The 13,089-nt window shown below is 69.4% G+C and carries 16 protein-coding genes and 1 riboswitch; of the genes, 5 read left to right on the forward strand and 11 right to left on the reverse strand.

Going from position 1 to position 13,089, the window contains the following annotated elements; all coding sequences use genetic code 11:
- The 7 genes from IJ15_RS0109490 to thiO form a co-directional block, all read right to left on the reverse strand.
- The coding region (locus tag IJ15_RS0109490; RefSeq protein WP_037135351.1) for a M20/M25/M40 family metallo-hydrolase at window positions 1–1,070 on the reverse strand (1,070 nt) is incomplete at its 3' end.
- Window positions 1,071–1,168: 98 nt separating this feature from the next.
- Window positions 1,169–1,921 carry an ABC transporter permease gene (locus IJ15_RS0109495; protein WP_031938100.1) on the reverse strand — a complete coding sequence of 251 codons (753 nt, stop codon included), beginning with the start codon at window positions 1,919–1,921 and terminating at the stop codon, window positions 1,169–1,171.
- Window positions 1,921–2,883 (reverse strand): ABC transporter ATP-binding protein, encoded by a 963-nt coding sequence (locus tag IJ15_RS0109500; protein ID WP_031938101.1) that lies wholly within the window; start codon window positions 2,881–2,883, stop codon window positions 1,921–1,923. Before IJ15_RS0109500 ends, IJ15_RS0109495 begins: the two co-directional genes overlap by 1 nt.
- Window positions 2,884–2,993: 110 nt before the next feature.
- Window positions 2,994–3,533 carry a pentapeptide repeat-containing protein gene (locus tag IJ15_RS0109505; protein WP_031938102.1) on the reverse strand — a complete coding sequence of 180 codons (540 nt, stop codon included), beginning with the start codon at window positions 3,531–3,533 and terminating at the stop codon, window positions 2,994–2,996.
- A 104-nt stretch (window positions 3,534–3,637) separates the two neighbouring features.
- Window positions 3,638–4,387: a thiazole synthase gene (gene thiG, locus IJ15_RS0109510; protein ID WP_269321479.1), complete on the reverse strand. Its 750-nt coding sequence runs from the start codon at window positions 4,385–4,387 to the stop codon at window positions 3,638–3,640.
- A gap of 1 nt (window position 4,388) precedes the next feature.
- Entirely contained in the window at window positions 4,389–4,598 is a 210-nt protein-coding gene (gene thiS / locus IJ15_RS0109515; RefSeq protein WP_031938104.1) for a sulfur carrier protein ThiS, read from the reverse strand.
- A gap of 11 nt (window positions 4,599–4,609) precedes the next feature.
- On the reverse strand, window positions 4,610–5,677 hold the full coding sequence (gene thiO / locus IJ15_RS0109520; protein ID WP_031938105.1) for a glycine oxidase ThiO: 1,068 nt from the start codon (window positions 5,675–5,677) through the stop codon (window positions 4,610–4,612).
- Window positions 5,675–5,786: riboswitch (TPP riboswitch) on the reverse strand. Its footprint overlaps the gene before it by 3 nt.
- A 26-nt stretch (window positions 5,787–5,812) precedes the next feature.
- Between thiO and thiE the strand changes: the two genes are divergently transcribed.
- Complete coding sequence (gene thiE / locus IJ15_RS0109525; protein ID WP_031938106.1) at window positions 5,813–6,505, forward strand: thiamine phosphate synthase; 693 nt, start codon at window positions 5,813–5,815, stop codon at window positions 6,503–6,505.
- 16 nt (window positions 6,506–6,521) lie between these two features.
- On the opposite strand, the gene IJ15_RS0109530 is transcribed toward thiE, so the two are convergent.
- Both IJ15_RS0109530 and IJ15_RS0109535 read right to left on the reverse strand, forming a co-directional pair.
- The gene (locus tag IJ15_RS0109530) at window positions 6,522–6,950 is read right to left on the reverse strand and encodes a hypothetical protein (protein ID WP_031938107.1); all 429 of its coding nucleotides are present in this window, start codon (window positions 6,948–6,950) and stop codon (window positions 6,522–6,524) included.
- 16 nt (window positions 6,951–6,966) lie between these two features.
- Window positions 6,967–8,166 (reverse strand): glycosyltransferase 87 family protein, encoded by a 1,200-nt coding sequence (locus tag IJ15_RS0109535; protein WP_231569480.1) that lies wholly within the window; start codon window positions 8,164–8,166, stop codon window positions 6,967–6,969.
- A gap of 254 nt (window positions 8,167–8,420) precedes the next feature.
- On the opposite strand from IJ15_RS0109535, the gene IJ15_RS0109540 reads away from it, so the two are divergent.
- On the forward strand, window positions 8,421–8,810 hold the full coding sequence (locus IJ15_RS0109540) for a phage holin family protein (RefSeq protein ID WP_031938109.1): 390 nt from the start codon (window positions 8,421–8,423) through the stop codon (window positions 8,808–8,810).
- A 90-nt stretch (window positions 8,811–8,900) separates the two neighbouring features.
- Here IJ15_RS0109540 and IJ15_RS0109545 read toward each other — a convergent pair whose 3' ends face one another.
- Complete coding sequence (locus IJ15_RS0109545; RefSeq protein WP_031938110.1) at window positions 8,901–9,407, reverse strand: winged helix-turn-helix transcriptional regulator; 507 nt, start codon at window positions 9,405–9,407, stop codon at window positions 8,901–8,903.
- Window positions 9,408–9,465: 58 nt separating this feature from the next.
- Between IJ15_RS0109545 and IJ15_RS0109550 the strand changes: the two genes are divergently transcribed.
- The 3 genes from IJ15_RS0109550 (at window position 9,466) to IJ15_RS0109560 (ending at window position 12,092) form a co-directional block, all read left to right on the forward strand.
- Window positions 9,466–10,854 (forward strand): DHA2 family efflux MFS transporter permease subunit, encoded by a 1,389-nt coding sequence (locus IJ15_RS0109550; protein WP_031938111.1) that lies wholly within the window; start codon window positions 9,466–9,468, stop codon window positions 10,852–10,854.
- Window positions 10,851–11,594, forward strand: coding sequence for an acyl-CoA thioesterase (locus IJ15_RS0109555; protein WP_031938112.1), 744 nt, complete (start codon window positions 10,851–10,853; stop codon window positions 11,592–11,594). Before IJ15_RS0109550 ends, IJ15_RS0109555 begins: the two co-directional genes overlap by 4 nt.
- Window positions 11,595–11,681: 87 nt before the next feature.
- Window positions 11,682–12,092 carry a pyridoxamine 5'-phosphate oxidase family protein gene (locus IJ15_RS0109560; RefSeq protein ID WP_031938113.1) on the forward strand — a complete coding sequence of 137 codons (411 nt, stop codon included), beginning with the start codon at window positions 11,682–11,684 and terminating at the stop codon, window positions 12,090–12,092.
- Between the two features lie 12 nt (window positions 12,093–12,104).
- Here IJ15_RS0109560 and IJ15_RS0109565 read toward each other — a convergent pair whose 3' ends face one another.
- Window positions 12,105–12,944 carry an NUDIX hydrolase gene (locus IJ15_RS0109565; protein WP_031938114.1) on the reverse strand — a complete coding sequence of 280 codons (840 nt, stop codon included), beginning with the start codon at window positions 12,942–12,944 and terminating at the stop codon, window positions 12,105–12,107.
- Window positions 12,945–13,089: the final 145 nt, after the last annotated feature.

The following is a 13,089-nucleotide window of genomic DNA, read 5'->3' on the forward strand; positions in this document are numbered from 1 at the left end:
AGCCCGGGCCCCTCCCCCGCCCTGTCGGAGTCGTCGCCGTCGTACGCGAAATAGCCGGCGTTGTGCGAACCCACCATGTCGAAGTTGAGGTACAGCGCGATGTCGGCGCGCGCGGCGTCGTCGAGACCGTCCACGTACGCCGTGGAACCGGTGAGTCCCACCTCCTCGGCGCCCCAGAACGCGAATCGCACCGCGTTCGCCGTGTTCGGCGTCGCGCCGAGTTGCCGGGCTGTCTCGAGCAGCACCGCGACACCCGAGCCGTTGTCGTTGACACCCGGGCCTTCCCGGACACTGTCCAGGTGTGCCCCCGCCATGACGACGTTGTCGTCGGCGCCGGTCCCGGTCTGCGCAATCACGTTGCGGGACTTGGTAGATTCGACGGTCGAATCGATCGTGAGCGTCACGTCGCCACCCCGACGCAGTGCCGCCCCGTCGGCCTTGTCCACACCACCGGCGGGGATCCGCGCGGCATCCTCGGCCCCCAACGTGCCACCCGTCAGCGGGCCGTCCTCGTTGTTGGCCACCAGGATCGCCGCCGCACCCCGATCAGCCGCCACCTGCTGCTTCTGTGCGAAGGGGCACGACCCGCGATCCACCAGCACCACCGCGCCGGTCACGTCCAGGCCGTCGTAGTCGCCGACCTCGCAGCCCGGGGTGTCGTCCGACGGCACCGGCACCAGCCTGGCGTGCAGTCCCCCGGCCGGGGTGGCCGGCGAGTACGTCAGCGCCAGCATCGGCACGTCGCGGCCCGACACCTGCAGGGCCTGCGTGGTCACCTGGAAGATGTCGACATCGAATTCCGGTGTCTCCACGTCGAATCCGGCCTGCTCGAGCTGACCGACGACGTAGTCGACGCTCGCGTCGTAGCCCGGGGTGCCCACCGCGCGGTTTCCGCCGTTCGCGGTCGCGATCAGCTGGAGTTGTTCGAGATCGCCGATCACCGCGTCGGTGTCGATCGCCGCGGCCAGCCCGGGGCCGTCGATCGGTGGGCCCACGTCGTCCGGATCGCTGCATCCCGCGAGCAGCAGCGCACCGGCCAGGACCGTCACGAACGCCGCCGTCATCCGCATTCCGCGAGCCTAACCGCCGCGCCACCCACACGGCGTCGAACGCGACGAGGGTCCCGCACCGATGCCGGTGCGGGACCCTCGTCGCAGGTCGGGAACGGTCAGGCGTCGCGCTTGTTCACCGCGAACAAGGCCGCACCGAACACGATCGCGACGAACGCCGCGAAGTAGAGCAGACCACCCCACGGGCCCCAGTGGAAGTCGAAGTTGGCGCCGCTTCCGAGGAAGTACGACACGTTGTTGAACGGTCCGAACTCGCCGACGTACTTGCCCACCTTGGGGATGATCGTCGCGAGGCTCTCGATCACGAGCGGCCACAGCAGCAGCAGCGAGATGGCACCGGCCGACTGACGGATCAGCGTGCCCACACCGACCGCGAGCACCGCCAGCAACGCGAAGTAGATCGGGATGCCGAACAGTTCGCGGGCGTTGTCACCCGAACCCATCGACAGGCTCACTCCGGACGTCGCCTGCCCCACCACGAACGACAGCAGTGCGATGACCAGTCCGAGGACCGCCGCGACGATCGCCAGCAGCAGTGCCTTGCCACCGATCACCTGGGTGCGATTCGGAATGGCCTGGAACGTCGTGCGGATCACACCGAACCGGTACTCGGTGGTGACCGCGAGCGCCGACATGATCATCACCAGCATGGCGCCGAACTGGGCCGCACCCGCCTGGGTCAGCGACACCGAGAACTCGCCGAACGACGTGTCACCCGACTCGATCGTCGACTTGTAGGCCACACCCATGATCGCCGCGAACCCGACACTGACCACGACCGCGATGAGGCTGCACCACATCGGAGACTTCGTGGTCGTCAGCTTGATGCGTTCTGCATTCAACACGCTCATCAGAGCGCACCTCCCATGTTCTGCGCAGCGCCGGCGGGCTGTCCGGCGATCTGAGCGTGGTACTGCACGTCGTCACCGGTGAGCTTCATGAACGCATCTTCGAGCGAGCCCTGCTGAGACGACAGCTCGTGCAGGACGATTCCGTTGGAACCGGCGAGCGCACCGATGTCGTCGGTCTTGACGCCCGACACCAGCAGCGCCGGACTATGGTCGTGGCCCGCGTCCTCGCGGACCGCGAGCCCCTGCGCGGTGAGCAGGCTGCGCAACGCGTCGAGCTGTGGGCTGCGCACCCGAACCGAAGAATCCGACGAGCGGTCGACGAAGTCCTTGACGCTGGTGTCCGCGATGAGGCGTCCACGGCCGATCACGACCAGATGCTCGGCGGTGAGCGACATCTCGGACAGCAGGTGGCTCGACACCAGAACGGTGCGGCCCTCCGCCGCGAGGCTCTGCATGAACTTGCGGATCCACACGATGCCCTCGGGGTCGAGACCGTTGACCGGCTCGTCGAACAGCAGCACCTTCGGGTCACCGAGCAGCGCACCGGCGAGGCCGAGGCGCTGCGACATGCCGAGCGAGAATCCGCCGGCCTTCTTGTTCGCAACCTCGCTCAGCCCCACCAGACGCAGCACCTCGTCGACGCGCGACGCGGGCAGCGAGTTGGCGGCCGCCATCCACTGCAGGTGCGCCTTGGCCGAACGGTTGGGATGCACCCACTTGGCGTCGAGCAGCGCGCCGACGGTACGCAGCGGCTGCGCGAGCTGCTGGTACGGCACTCCCTCGATCAGCGCGGTGCCCGACGTCGGCTTGTCGAGGCCGAGGATCATCCGCATGGTCGTCGACTTGCCGGCACCGTTCGGGCCGAGGAAGCCGGTCACGATCCCCGGCTTCACGGAGAACGTGAGATCGTCCACCGCTTTCATCGACCCGTAGGTCTTCGTCAGTCCCCTCACTTCAATCATGGGGACAAGAATGCCTGATGTGGGGGCGTCCGCGCATCGGTCGCAGGTCTACATCCGTGTCATACCCAGGGATGACACGAACCCTGAGTCGAAGTCGGGGACACCCCTGATCAGGCCCGGACGGCGCCGTCCGGCATCGTCACGTCGGTGAGGTCGGCGCCGCTCACGTCGGCGGTGGCGAGCAGTGCGCCGGTGAGGTCGGCGTGCGCGAGGTACGCGCCCGCCAGTCTCGCTCCCGTCAGGTCGGCGTCCTCGAGATGCGCCCCGGTCATGTACGCACCGGAGAGGTCCGCCCCGGCGAGGATCGCGTGCGCCAGGTACGTGGACGTGAGGAACGAGAGCGTGAGCACCGCACCCGACAGGTTGGCGTTCGTCAGATACGCCTTGCTGAAGTCGGCGTCCGCTGCGACGGCTCCCACGAGATTGGCTCCCGTGAGGTCGGCGCCGCCGAGTTCCGCGGACGTGAGGTCCGCCCCCGACAGGTCGATGCCCGCCATGTTGGCGCCCGTCAGATTGGCACCGGCGAGATCGGCTCCCGACAGGTCCATTCCGTGCAGGTCCGGAGCGTCGGTCATTTCGTCACGCCGGGCGTTCCACGCCACGACATCCGAGCGGAGCAGTTCGAGGAGATCGGTACTCAACGTCGTCATGGCTGCCCTCCAGGCACTCGAACCAACGGAGCAAGTCGTTCTCGAGCCTAGCCTGAATCGGCGCCGGGCCTGGGATTTCGACCAATCCGTGATCCGCGCCGCACCTACATCGGCGACGACGCCTGCGCCCAGAACCTCTTGGGGATGCGTCCGGCATGCCGGGCCTCGTAGCCGGCGGTCACCGCGCCGCGCATCGCCGACGCCATCAGCGCCGGATCCTTCGCGCGGGTGACGGCCGTCGCGAGCAACACCGCGTCGCAGCCCAGTTCCATAGCGAGCGTCGCATCGCTGGCGGTGCCGATGCCGGCGTCGAGGATCACCGGGACGTTCGCGGCGTCGACGATCATCTCGATGTTGTGCGGGTTCGAGATGCCCAGGCCGGTGCCGATCGGCGAGCCGAGCGGCATCACCGCGGCGCAGCCGACGTCCTCGAGGCGCTTCGCGAGCACCGGATCGTCGGTGGTGTACGGCAGCACCGTGAAACCGTCGTCCACCAACTGTTCTGCGGCGGAAACCAATTCGATCGCGTCGGGCAGCAGGGTGCGCTCGTCGGCGATCACCTCGAGCTTGACCCAGTCGGTCTCGAGCGCCTCCCGCGCCAACTGCGCGGTGAGCACGGCCTCGGCTGCCCCGCGGCAGCCGGCGGTGTTCGGCAGCGGCGCGATGTCGAGTCGGCGCAGCAGGTCCAGCACGCCGGTGCCGCCGACGGCGTCGACGCGGCGCATCGCGACGGTGGTCAGTTCCGTGCCCGACGCCACCAGCGCCTCCTCGAGCACCGCGAGGTTCGCGGCACCGCCGGTGCCCATGATCAGGCGGGAGCCGAAGGTGCGGCCGGCGATCGTCAGCTTGCCCATCTCAGCCACCCTGCACCGCCGTGAGGATCTCGATCTCCCAACCGCGGCCGACGGATTCGGCCCACCGGCCGCGCGGGAACACCGCGCCGTCGACCGCGACGGCGATGCCGCGCTGCGGCAGGTCCAGTCGCTCCAGCAACTCGGCCACCGTCAGCGGCCCGTCGAATTCGTGGTCCTCACCGTTGACGGTGATCCCGATCAACTCACTCATCCAAACCTCACTCATGCCTTTGCGGGTGAAAATCGTTCGGCAGTAGCGCTTTCCGCTTCTGCCAGGGGGTTGCCGTCCAGAATCGCGACGGTCGCGTCCGCGGTGACCGGAGTCATCAGGATGCCGTTGCGGCCGTGCCCGGTCGCGAGCACGACGCGGTCCGAGACCCGTCCGATGATCGGCATGTTGTCCGGACTCATCGGGCGCAGACCGGCTTTCGCCTCGTACAACTCGTACTCACCGATCGCGGGCATCAGCGCCTCGGCGTCCGCGATGAGGTCCCGCACCCCGGCGACCGTCACCTGGGTGTCGTGGCCGGACTCGTACTGCGTCGCACCGACGACGATGCCGTCGGCCCGCGGCACCAGGTACGACGGGCGACCGTGCACGCTGCCACGGATGGTGCGCCGAGGTGCCGGCGTCACACCCGGCCGGGCACGCAGGCGCAGGATCTCACCCTTCACCGGACGCACCGGCAGGTCGGGCCACAGCTGCGCCGAGTTCGATCCCGCCGCCAGCACCACCTGATCGGTGGTGAGCTCGCCGAGATCGGTGACGGCCCGCTCGATCACCTCGACGCCGGCCGCGACCGCGGCAGTCCGCAGCGCCTGCACCAGCAGGCGGTTGTCGACGGCCAGTTCGGTGGGCGCCTGCAGCGCCAGGCGGATGCCGCGCCCCAGCGACGGCTCGAGTTCCCGGATCTGCGCGCGGTTCAGGATCCGCAGCTCGTGTCCCTGGCTCGCCACCCAGTCCGCGATGGTGTGCAGGTCCGCGGCGTCGGCGGCGTCCAGCGCGACGGTCAGCGAATCGTCGGACGTGAACAGCGTCAGCTCCGCGATGCGCTCGAGTTCACCACCGAAGTCCGGCCACCGCTGCAGCGACGCCGCACCGAGCGCCAGCGCCTTCTCCTCACCGGGCCAGCCCTCCGACAGCGGGGCCAGCATGCCGCCGGCCACCCACGACGCACCACTCCCGGGTGCCGGGTCGTACAGCGTCACCGCCCAGCCGCGCTGCGCCGCCCGCCACGCGATCGACAGTCCGATCACACCGCCTCCGACGACGGAAACCGATCGAGTCATTCACTCCACCTCACTCCCTGCGCCGGCATGATCCGGGTCAGGTATGACGGTCGGGGCCGGCAGGCCCCCTCTCAGCCCCGTGTTCCTCAGGACTCCCGTGTTGATTCGTCCGCAGTAGAGACTACCGTTCCAGGTGTGCATGCCTCCCAGTCCGTCAAGCGCCTGACGCCCCGCGAGCGACTCGCCGACGCGCGCCTCTATCTCTGCACCGACGCCCGCCGCGACAAGGGCGATCTCGCTCACTTCGTCGAGGCCGCCCTGTCCGGTGGTGTCGACATCGTCCAGCTCCGCGACAAGGGCTCGGCCGGCGAACGGGAACTCGGGCCGATGGAGGTGAAGGAAGAACTTGCCGCCCTCGCCGTCATCGGGGCCGCAGCCCGCCGCCACGGCGCGCTGCTCGCGGTCAACGACCGCGCCGACCTCGCGCTCGCCGCAGGCGCCGACGTCCTGCACCTGGGCCAGAACGACCTGCCGGTGCACTACGCGCGGCAGATCGTCGGACCCGACGTCGTGATCGGGCGGTCGACGAACAACCGTGCGCAGGCGAGCCTCGCCGCGATCGAAGAGGACGTCGACTACTTCTGCACCGGACCGGTGTGGGCCACCCCGACCAAGCCCGGCCGGGCCGCGTCGGGCATCGAACTGGTCCGCAGCACCGCCGACGCCCAGCCGACACGGCCGTGGTTCGCGATCGGCGGCGTCGACCACGAGAACCTCCCGGAGATCCTCGGGGCCGGCGCCACCCGGATCGTCGTCGTGCGCGCGATCACCGCGGCCGACGACCCGGAGGCCGCCGCGCGGGCGCTGTCCGACGCCCTGCGCGGCTGACCACCGCCGCTTCCGGTCAGCAGGTTCCGGCGACCGCGCCGTCGACCGAGTTCTCGATCAGTGCGCGGCTCTGTTCGGGCATGTCCTCCCACGTGGCGGTGCTCGGGTCGAGCGGCGGCTCGCCTGCCGCCTCGGCCTGCATGTTGTAGGACGCCACCCAGACCGCGGAGTTCGCCTTCATCTGGTCGAGGAACACCTGTCCCTGGGCCGCTCGGTCGAACGACTCGCCGGCCTGTTCGGCCTGGGTCGCGGTGTTGTCGAGGAAGGCGGCCACCTGGCCGCACATCTCCTTGACCGCGGCGTCGAGTGCGGCGTCGTCCTGGGTGGTCGCCGCCTGTACCGAACTGGAGTTCGGCGCGGATGCTGCGGTGTCCTCGCTGTCGCTGCAACCAGTCAGGAGCAGGAGTGCGGCGGGGACCAAGGCGATCACATGTCGAATACGCATGCCGCACATGGTGACACTAGGTCCGGTTCGCGTCAGTGGCCGGTACGTCGTCCGCGGCGGCTGCCGGTGTGCATCGGGCCGCGACGATGCCCGCACCGATCAGCACTCCGAGGTACAGGAGGATGTAGATGTTCATCAGGACGTCGGCGACGGTCCACCACGGCGGGAACAGGAACAGCCCCACCACGACGACGTACTCGTCCCACCGGTAGGGCCACGCTCCGGCCGCGACGGCGATCACCAGCGCCGCGAGCCACCACCACCAGGTCGTGAGCGCGCGGTGCACGATGTAGACGAGCAGTGGCACGAACCACACCCAGTGGTGGCTCCACGAGAACGGCGAGACGGCCGCGGCGCTCAGTCCCACGACGGTCACCGCGAGCAGGTTCTCGTCGCCACGGTGCAGTCGCAGCACGATCCACATGCTCACCGCAACGACGAGCGCCGCGAGTGCCACCCACAGAATCGTCGGTGCGGGTTTCCCGGTCAGGTGCGCGATCACGCCGCGGATCGACTGGTTCGACGGGTGCTCGTCCTGCGCGATGCGGGTGGATTCGAAGAACGTCTCGGTCCAGTACTGCCGGGAATCGTTCGGCAGTATCAGCCAACTCACCCCGATGGTGGCCACGATGGTCCCCACCGCGACGGTGGCGGCCCGCCACTTCCTCAGCACCACGTAGTAGAGGACGAAGTAGGCCGGTGTCAGTTTGATCCCGGCGGCGATGCCGACACCGACGCCCTTGATCCTGCTGCCGTCGGCGCGGGAGACGTCCCACAGCACCAGTGCCATCAGGACCAGGTTGATCTGCCCGTAGAACAGGGTGGTGCGGACCGGTTCGAGGAACGTGCACGCCAACGCCAGCAGCACCGAGACCACCACGACGCGGCGGGAGACGAGGTACCCGAGCATCCGCCAGCACAGCGCGACGATCGCCACCAGCAGGACCAGGTTGAATCCCATCCACAGGTACTTGTCGATCCCGCCGGGCAGCAGTCCGAACGGGAGGAACATCAGCGTCGAGAACGGCGTGTACGTGTAGAGCAGGCCGTGGATCACCGGTTCGGTGTAGAGCGGCAGGTCCTCCATGACGTGCCGGGCGCCGTCCCGGTAGACGTCCAGGTCGGCGCCGCCGGCGAAGATGCCGATCGTGGGCATCCACGGACGCACGGTCGTGAACAGCAGCACCACCGAGGTGATGGCCCACAGAACGAGCACTGCGAGATGGCCCGGCCGCCGCCGTAGTTCACCTACCGCGGGCTCCGTTTTGCGCAACAACCGTCCAGCCCCCTCACCGATCTGCCCGGATGAATCTACGTACCAAGCCTAAGCAATGAGCACGTCGATTTCGCATCCGCCGGCGTCCGCCTCCTCCCTCCCCGAGAGGTCGCGCCGCGACGTTCGGCCACGTTACCCGGCCGGCGACGCCACCGGTCGATACACTCGCCCGAACTACACGAAAGGGCGGGAACATGATTCGCCTCCTCATCAGGTGTGCCTTCTTCCTGGGCTCGGCCGCAGTCGGAATCCTGGCCGCCGTGTGGTTGCTTCCCGAGGTGTCGGTCTCCGCCACCGGATTCGTGACCGCCGTCGTGCTGTTCGCGGTCGCGCAGAGCGTGCTGTCGCCGTTCATCATGAAGATCGCGGCAAAGAACGCACCGGCCTTCCTCGGCGGGATCGGCCTGGTGTCGACGTTCGCAGCCCTGGTGATCGCGTCCGCCTTCGGCGGCCTGTCGATCGCCGGTTGGCGCACGTGGGTGCTCGCGACCCTCGTCGTGTGGCTCGTGACGGCGCTCGCCACCCTCGTCCTGCCGTTGGTGTTCCTCCGCAACCGCCAGGAAGAGAAGAAGGCCAAGTCCTGATCCACCGCGTTTTGCGCACTTATCGCTGTTCGGAGACCCGAAAAACTGCGACAAGTGCGCAAAACGCGAGGTGAGTGAGACTCCGGGAACTCAGCCCATCGCCCGGCGCGCCTGCTCGGCGGTGACATTCGGGACCACCCTCAGCTCGTTCAGGGGAACCCGCCTCCCCGATTCGCTGCGCACCTCGACGTGAACGGGTTCACCGGACGTGTCGTCGGCGAGGTCCAGCGGGCCACCGCGCGCACCCTGCAGGTACTTGTCGCCCCACTGCATCAGCGCCAGCACCGCGGGCAGCAGATCCCGCCCCTTCTCGGTCAGGACGTACTCGTGCCGGGTGCGCTGTCCCGGTTCCTTGTACGGCCGCCGCTCGAACAATCCCTCGGCCGTGAGTTCCCGCAACCGCGCGGCCGCGACCGCCTCGGTGATTCCGACGCGTTCGGCGAAGTGGTCGAAACGGGTTGTGCCGTAGTACGCCTCGCGCAGGATCAGCATCGCCGAGCGTGTACCGATCACGTCCATGGCCTTCGCGATCGAGCACTGTGCGGCCCGCCACGCATCGCGGTCCGCGAGAAACCCGTCGAGTCGTGCCGTCTCCATGCGCCAAGGCTACGCCCTGGCTTGCCAAATCCATAGCCAGGGTTCAGACTCCCTGACTATGCCAAACACAAGTCAGCGTTCGGGCGCGCTCATCGCCGTCCTGTCCGGGGCGCCGTTCGTCGCCGCCCTGGACCTGTTCGTCGTCAACGTCGCCCTCGACGACATCGCCACCGACTTCGCCGGAACACCCCTCACCCAGCTCAGCTGGATCCTCAGCGGCTACGCGATCGTCTACGCGGCACTGCTGATTCCGGCGGGCCGCTGGGCCGACCGCGTCGGGCGTCGGCGCGCGTTCCTCGCCGGCCTGGCGCTGTTCACGATCGCGAGCGCCGCGTGCGCCCTCGCACCGTCGCTGTGGTCGCTCGTCGCGTTCCGCCTGGCGCAGGCAGCGGGCGCCGCCGCACTCACCCCGGCCAGCCTCGGCCTGCTCATCGCGGCCCTACCCGACGCCCGACGCGCGCTCGGGGTGCGCCTGTGGGCCGCGACCGGTGCCGCGGCGTCGGCGTTCGGTCCCGTGGTCGGCGGGCTACTGGTGTCCGCGTCGTGGCGCTGGATCTTCCTGATCAACGTGCCGATCGGCGTGGTGCTGCTCTGGGCGGCGGCGCGCATCGTGCCCGAGTCCCGCGATCCGCACCCCGCCGACGTCGACCTGCTCGGCGCGGTCCTACTCGCACTCGGCGTCGGCGCAGTGTCGCTGACGCTGGTGCAGGGCCCCGACTGGGGATGGACGCACCCCGGCACCCTGGTCGCGGCAGTCGCCGGCATCCTCGCGCTGGCCTGGTTCGCCCGGCGCACGATGCGTCACCGCAATCCGCTGGTCGACCCGAACCTGCTGCGTGTGCGCCCGTTCGCCTGGTCCAACGTCACCGCGGTCGCGTTCAGCGCGTCGTTCGCGGCCGGACTGCTGGCGAACATCCTGTGGATGCAGACCGAGTGGGGCTATTCGGCGCTGCGCACCGGGCTCGCGGTGGCCCCCGGTCCGCTGCTGGTCCCGGTCTTCGCGATCATCGGACAGGTCCTCGGTCGACGCCTGCCGTCCGGCGTCGTGGCCGGACTCGGAAGCGCGCTGTGGGCCGCCGGTACGGTGCTGATCCTCGCGAGTGTCCACAGCGACCCGAACTATGCGACGGGCCTACTCCCCGGATGGTTGATCGCCGGCGCCGGCGTCGGGCTCGCCCTGCCGACCATCCTGTCGACCGCCACCGCCACGCTCCCACCCGCCCAGGGCGCCACCGGCAGCGCGGTCGTCAACACCAGCCGCCAGATCGGCAGCGTCCTGGGTATCGCGATCCTCGTCGCCGTCCTCGCGGCGTCCGACTTCACCGCCGCCTGGTGGACCATCGCCGCCCTCGGAGCCGTCGGAGCCGTCACCGCGCTCGCGATGTCGCCCCGGCCAACCACACTCGATTCCCCGCACACCGTTGCAGCACAGGAGTTCTCGTCATGACCACGACACTCGGCTCGTTCCCCTCCCGATTCGACGACAGCTGGCGCGCCTTCGACGGCATCCACGGCGGCATGGTGCTCGCGGCGATGCTGCGGGCGGCGGCCGTCGAGACCGGCGCCGTCCCGGCCGCGGCGACCGCCCACTTCTACGCCCCGGTTCGGCCGGGCCCGATCGAGACGACGGTGCGGGTGGGGCCGCCCGGCCGCTCGGCGGGCGTCCAGGTCGGCATCGGGACCGTCGCGTCTGCGCTGGTCCGCATGTCGCGGGGTTCCGCTGCCGCCCAGTGCGCGCCCACGGTCGAGGCCGTCGCCTACCCGGAAGAGCTTGCGAAACTGGAGATTCCGATCGACTTCGTACCGTTCGCACAGCATCTCGACATCCGTCCGATCAACGCTGCCCGCCCCTTCGCGGGCGGCTCGGACCCGGAGTTCGACGTCTGGATCCGGCTGGGCCCGGGGTTGGAGTTCACCGGTGTCGAGCGTGCCGCGATCCTGCTCGACGCCCTGCCGCCGGGACTGTTCGCGACACGCACCGCGCCGATACCGATCCCGACCGTCGAGTTGACCGCGCACTTCGCTCCGGCCGCCGGGGCGTCCGGCGGGCCGTGGCATCGACTGCGCCACCGCACGGTGTGGTGGACGTCGGACGAATGCGTCGACGAGACCGAACTGTTCACCGCCGACGGCGAACTCGCGGCCCAGGCACGCCAGCTGCGCCGCATCCTCGGCAGCCCGCGGTGACACGCAGCTCACACCCGAACCTTGTGGCACTCCGGTGCCACAAGGGGCAGAGTCGAGGGTGAAGGCACCTCGAGGATCGGAGCAGACATGCAGGACCGGACCGCCCCCGTCACCGCCGTCACCGAGCAGGACGCGTTGGACCTGCTGGCCACCGAGCGCCTCGGCCGACTTGTCCTCGTCACCGACGACCGGCCGGACGTCTACCCGGTCAACTACGTGGTGCACGACGGCAAGATCTACTTCCGGACCGCCGAGGGCGACAAGCTCACCGAACTCACCCTCAAGCCGCTGACGACGTTCCAGGTCGATCACGCCGACGCGACGTCGGCATGGAGCATCGTCGTGCACGGCATCGCCCGCACCCTCGTGCGGTTCGACGAGATCAACGCCGCCGAGGAGTTCGCGCTGCAGTCCTGGGTGCCGACGTCGAAGTACAACTTCGTCGAGATCCGCCCGACGGAGATCCACGGCCGCCGCTTCGTCCTCGACCGCGGCTGACGGTCGGTCCCCTCAGTCCAGCCAGTCCAGCACGGTCGACGGCGACAGTGTCAGCACCGTTCCGGGCAGTCGGTCCCGCAGTCCGCGGTCGGCGGTCACGACGGCGGTGAGTGTCCCGTCGACGGACGCGAGCCGGGCCAGTTCGTCGTCGCCGCTGCCGGGCGCGGCATGCACCGGGATCCGCGTGTCGACGTAGCCGGCGGCGCGGGCCTGTCCTTCGAGAACCGCCTCGATGCGCGGCAGCCACCCGAATCCGCCGCCGGGTAGTTCGATCGTGCGGGGCAGGACCTGGGCGATCCGGTTCAGCAGTTCCGCCGTGGCGCCGGGCCGGTCACGCCACCAACCGGTGGGCCGGGAACCGAGCACGTTCGCGGTGTCGAGCAGCACCCGGATCTCGGTGGTCCGCAGGTCCGGCCAGGCGGTCGCGAACCCGGGGTGCAGCGGCATGTGCTCCACCTGGGCCTCCGGCACCCAGCGCAGTTCGGTGCTCTCCCCGTTCGGGACCAGGGCCAGGGTCTTGTCGGCGTCGGCGATCACCGTCGTGTACGTCCAACCGCCGTCGACGCTGGCCGTGACCCGCTCGGTGCGCACGCGGACGGCGCCGACGTCGATCCCGGTCTCCTCCTGCGCCTCGCGCACCGCGGCGTGGATCGTGGTCTCGTGGCTGTCGCGGGCCCCGCCGGGCAACGCCCACGTTCCACCCTGGTGGCTCCACGCGGCCCGGTGTTGCAGCAGCACCCCGGCCGAACCGTCGGCCAGCGGAGCCCGCAGCAGCAGTCCCGCTGCGCCGTGCCTGCCCCAATGCCGTACCCCGTCGGGGGTCGTCGCCCAACCGTCTCCGTCACCGCGCATGGAGTGTCTCTCACCTGCCCTGTCCGCCGAGGCGCTCGCCTGTCCCCACAGTATTCCCCGCCGCATCGCGAATCGGCGGAACAACCTGCCGGTGCTGCTTATATGCTCGGCACTACGGAACGGCGAACCAAACGGAACGGCGAAC

It is taken from the genome of Prescottella defluvii (assembly GCF_000738775.1).
Classification (GTDB): Bacteria; Actinomycetota; Actinomycetes; order Mycobacteriales; family Mycobacteriaceae; genus Prescottella; species Prescottella defluvii.

Excerpts from the sequence above, each read along its gene's own strand:
- IJ15_RS0109495 (WP_031938100.1), bottom strand. The coding sequence starts at position 1,921 with ATGAGCGTGTTGAATGCAGAACGCATCAAGCTGACGACCACGAAGTCT.
- IJ15_RS0109500 (WP_031938101.1), bottom strand. The coding sequence starts at position 2,883 with ATGATTGAAGTGAGGGGACTGACGAAGACCTACGGGTCGATGAAAGCG.
- IJ15_RS0109505 (WP_031938102.1), bottom strand. The coding sequence starts at position 3,533 with ATGACGACGTTGAGTACCGATCTCCTCGAACTGCTCCGCTCGGATGTC.
- thiG (WP_269321479.1), bottom strand. The coding sequence starts at position 4,387 with ATGGGCAAGCTGACGATCGCCGGCCGCACCTTCGGCTCCCGCCTGATC.
- thiS (WP_031938104.1), bottom strand. The coding sequence starts at position 4,598 with ATGAGTGAGTTGATCGGGATCACCGTCAACGGTGAGGACCACGAATTC.
- thiO (WP_031938105.1), bottom strand. The coding sequence starts at position 5,677 with ATGACTCGATCGGTTTCCGTCGTCGGAGGCGGTGTGATCGGACTGTCG.
- IJ15_RS0109530 (WP_031938107.1), bottom strand. The coding sequence starts at position 6,950 with ATGCGTATTCGACATGTGATCGCCTTGGTCCCCGCCGCACTCCTGCTC.
- IJ15_RS0109540 (WP_031938109.1), top strand. The coding sequence starts at position 8,421 with ATGATTCGCCTCCTCATCAGGTGTGCCTTCTTCCTGGGCTCGGCCGCA.
- IJ15_RS0109545 (WP_031938110.1), bottom strand. The coding sequence starts at position 9,407 with ATGGAGACGGCACGACTCGACGGGTTTCTCGCGGACCGCGATGCGTGG.
- IJ15_RS0109550 (WP_031938111.1), top strand. The coding sequence starts at position 9,466 with ATGCCAAACACAAGTCAGCGTTCGGGCGCGCTCATCGCCGTCCTGTCC.
- IJ15_RS0109555 (WP_031938112.1), top strand. The coding sequence starts at position 10,851 with ATGACCACGACACTCGGCTCGTTCCCCTCCCGATTCGACGACAGCTGG.
- IJ15_RS0109560 (WP_031938113.1), top strand. The coding sequence starts at position 11,682 with ATGCAGGACCGGACCGCCCCCGTCACCGCCGTCACCGAGCAGGACGCG.
- IJ15_RS0109565 (WP_031938114.1), bottom strand. The coding sequence starts at position 12,944 with ATGCGCGGTGACGGAGACGGTTGGGCGACGACCCCCGACGGGGTACGG.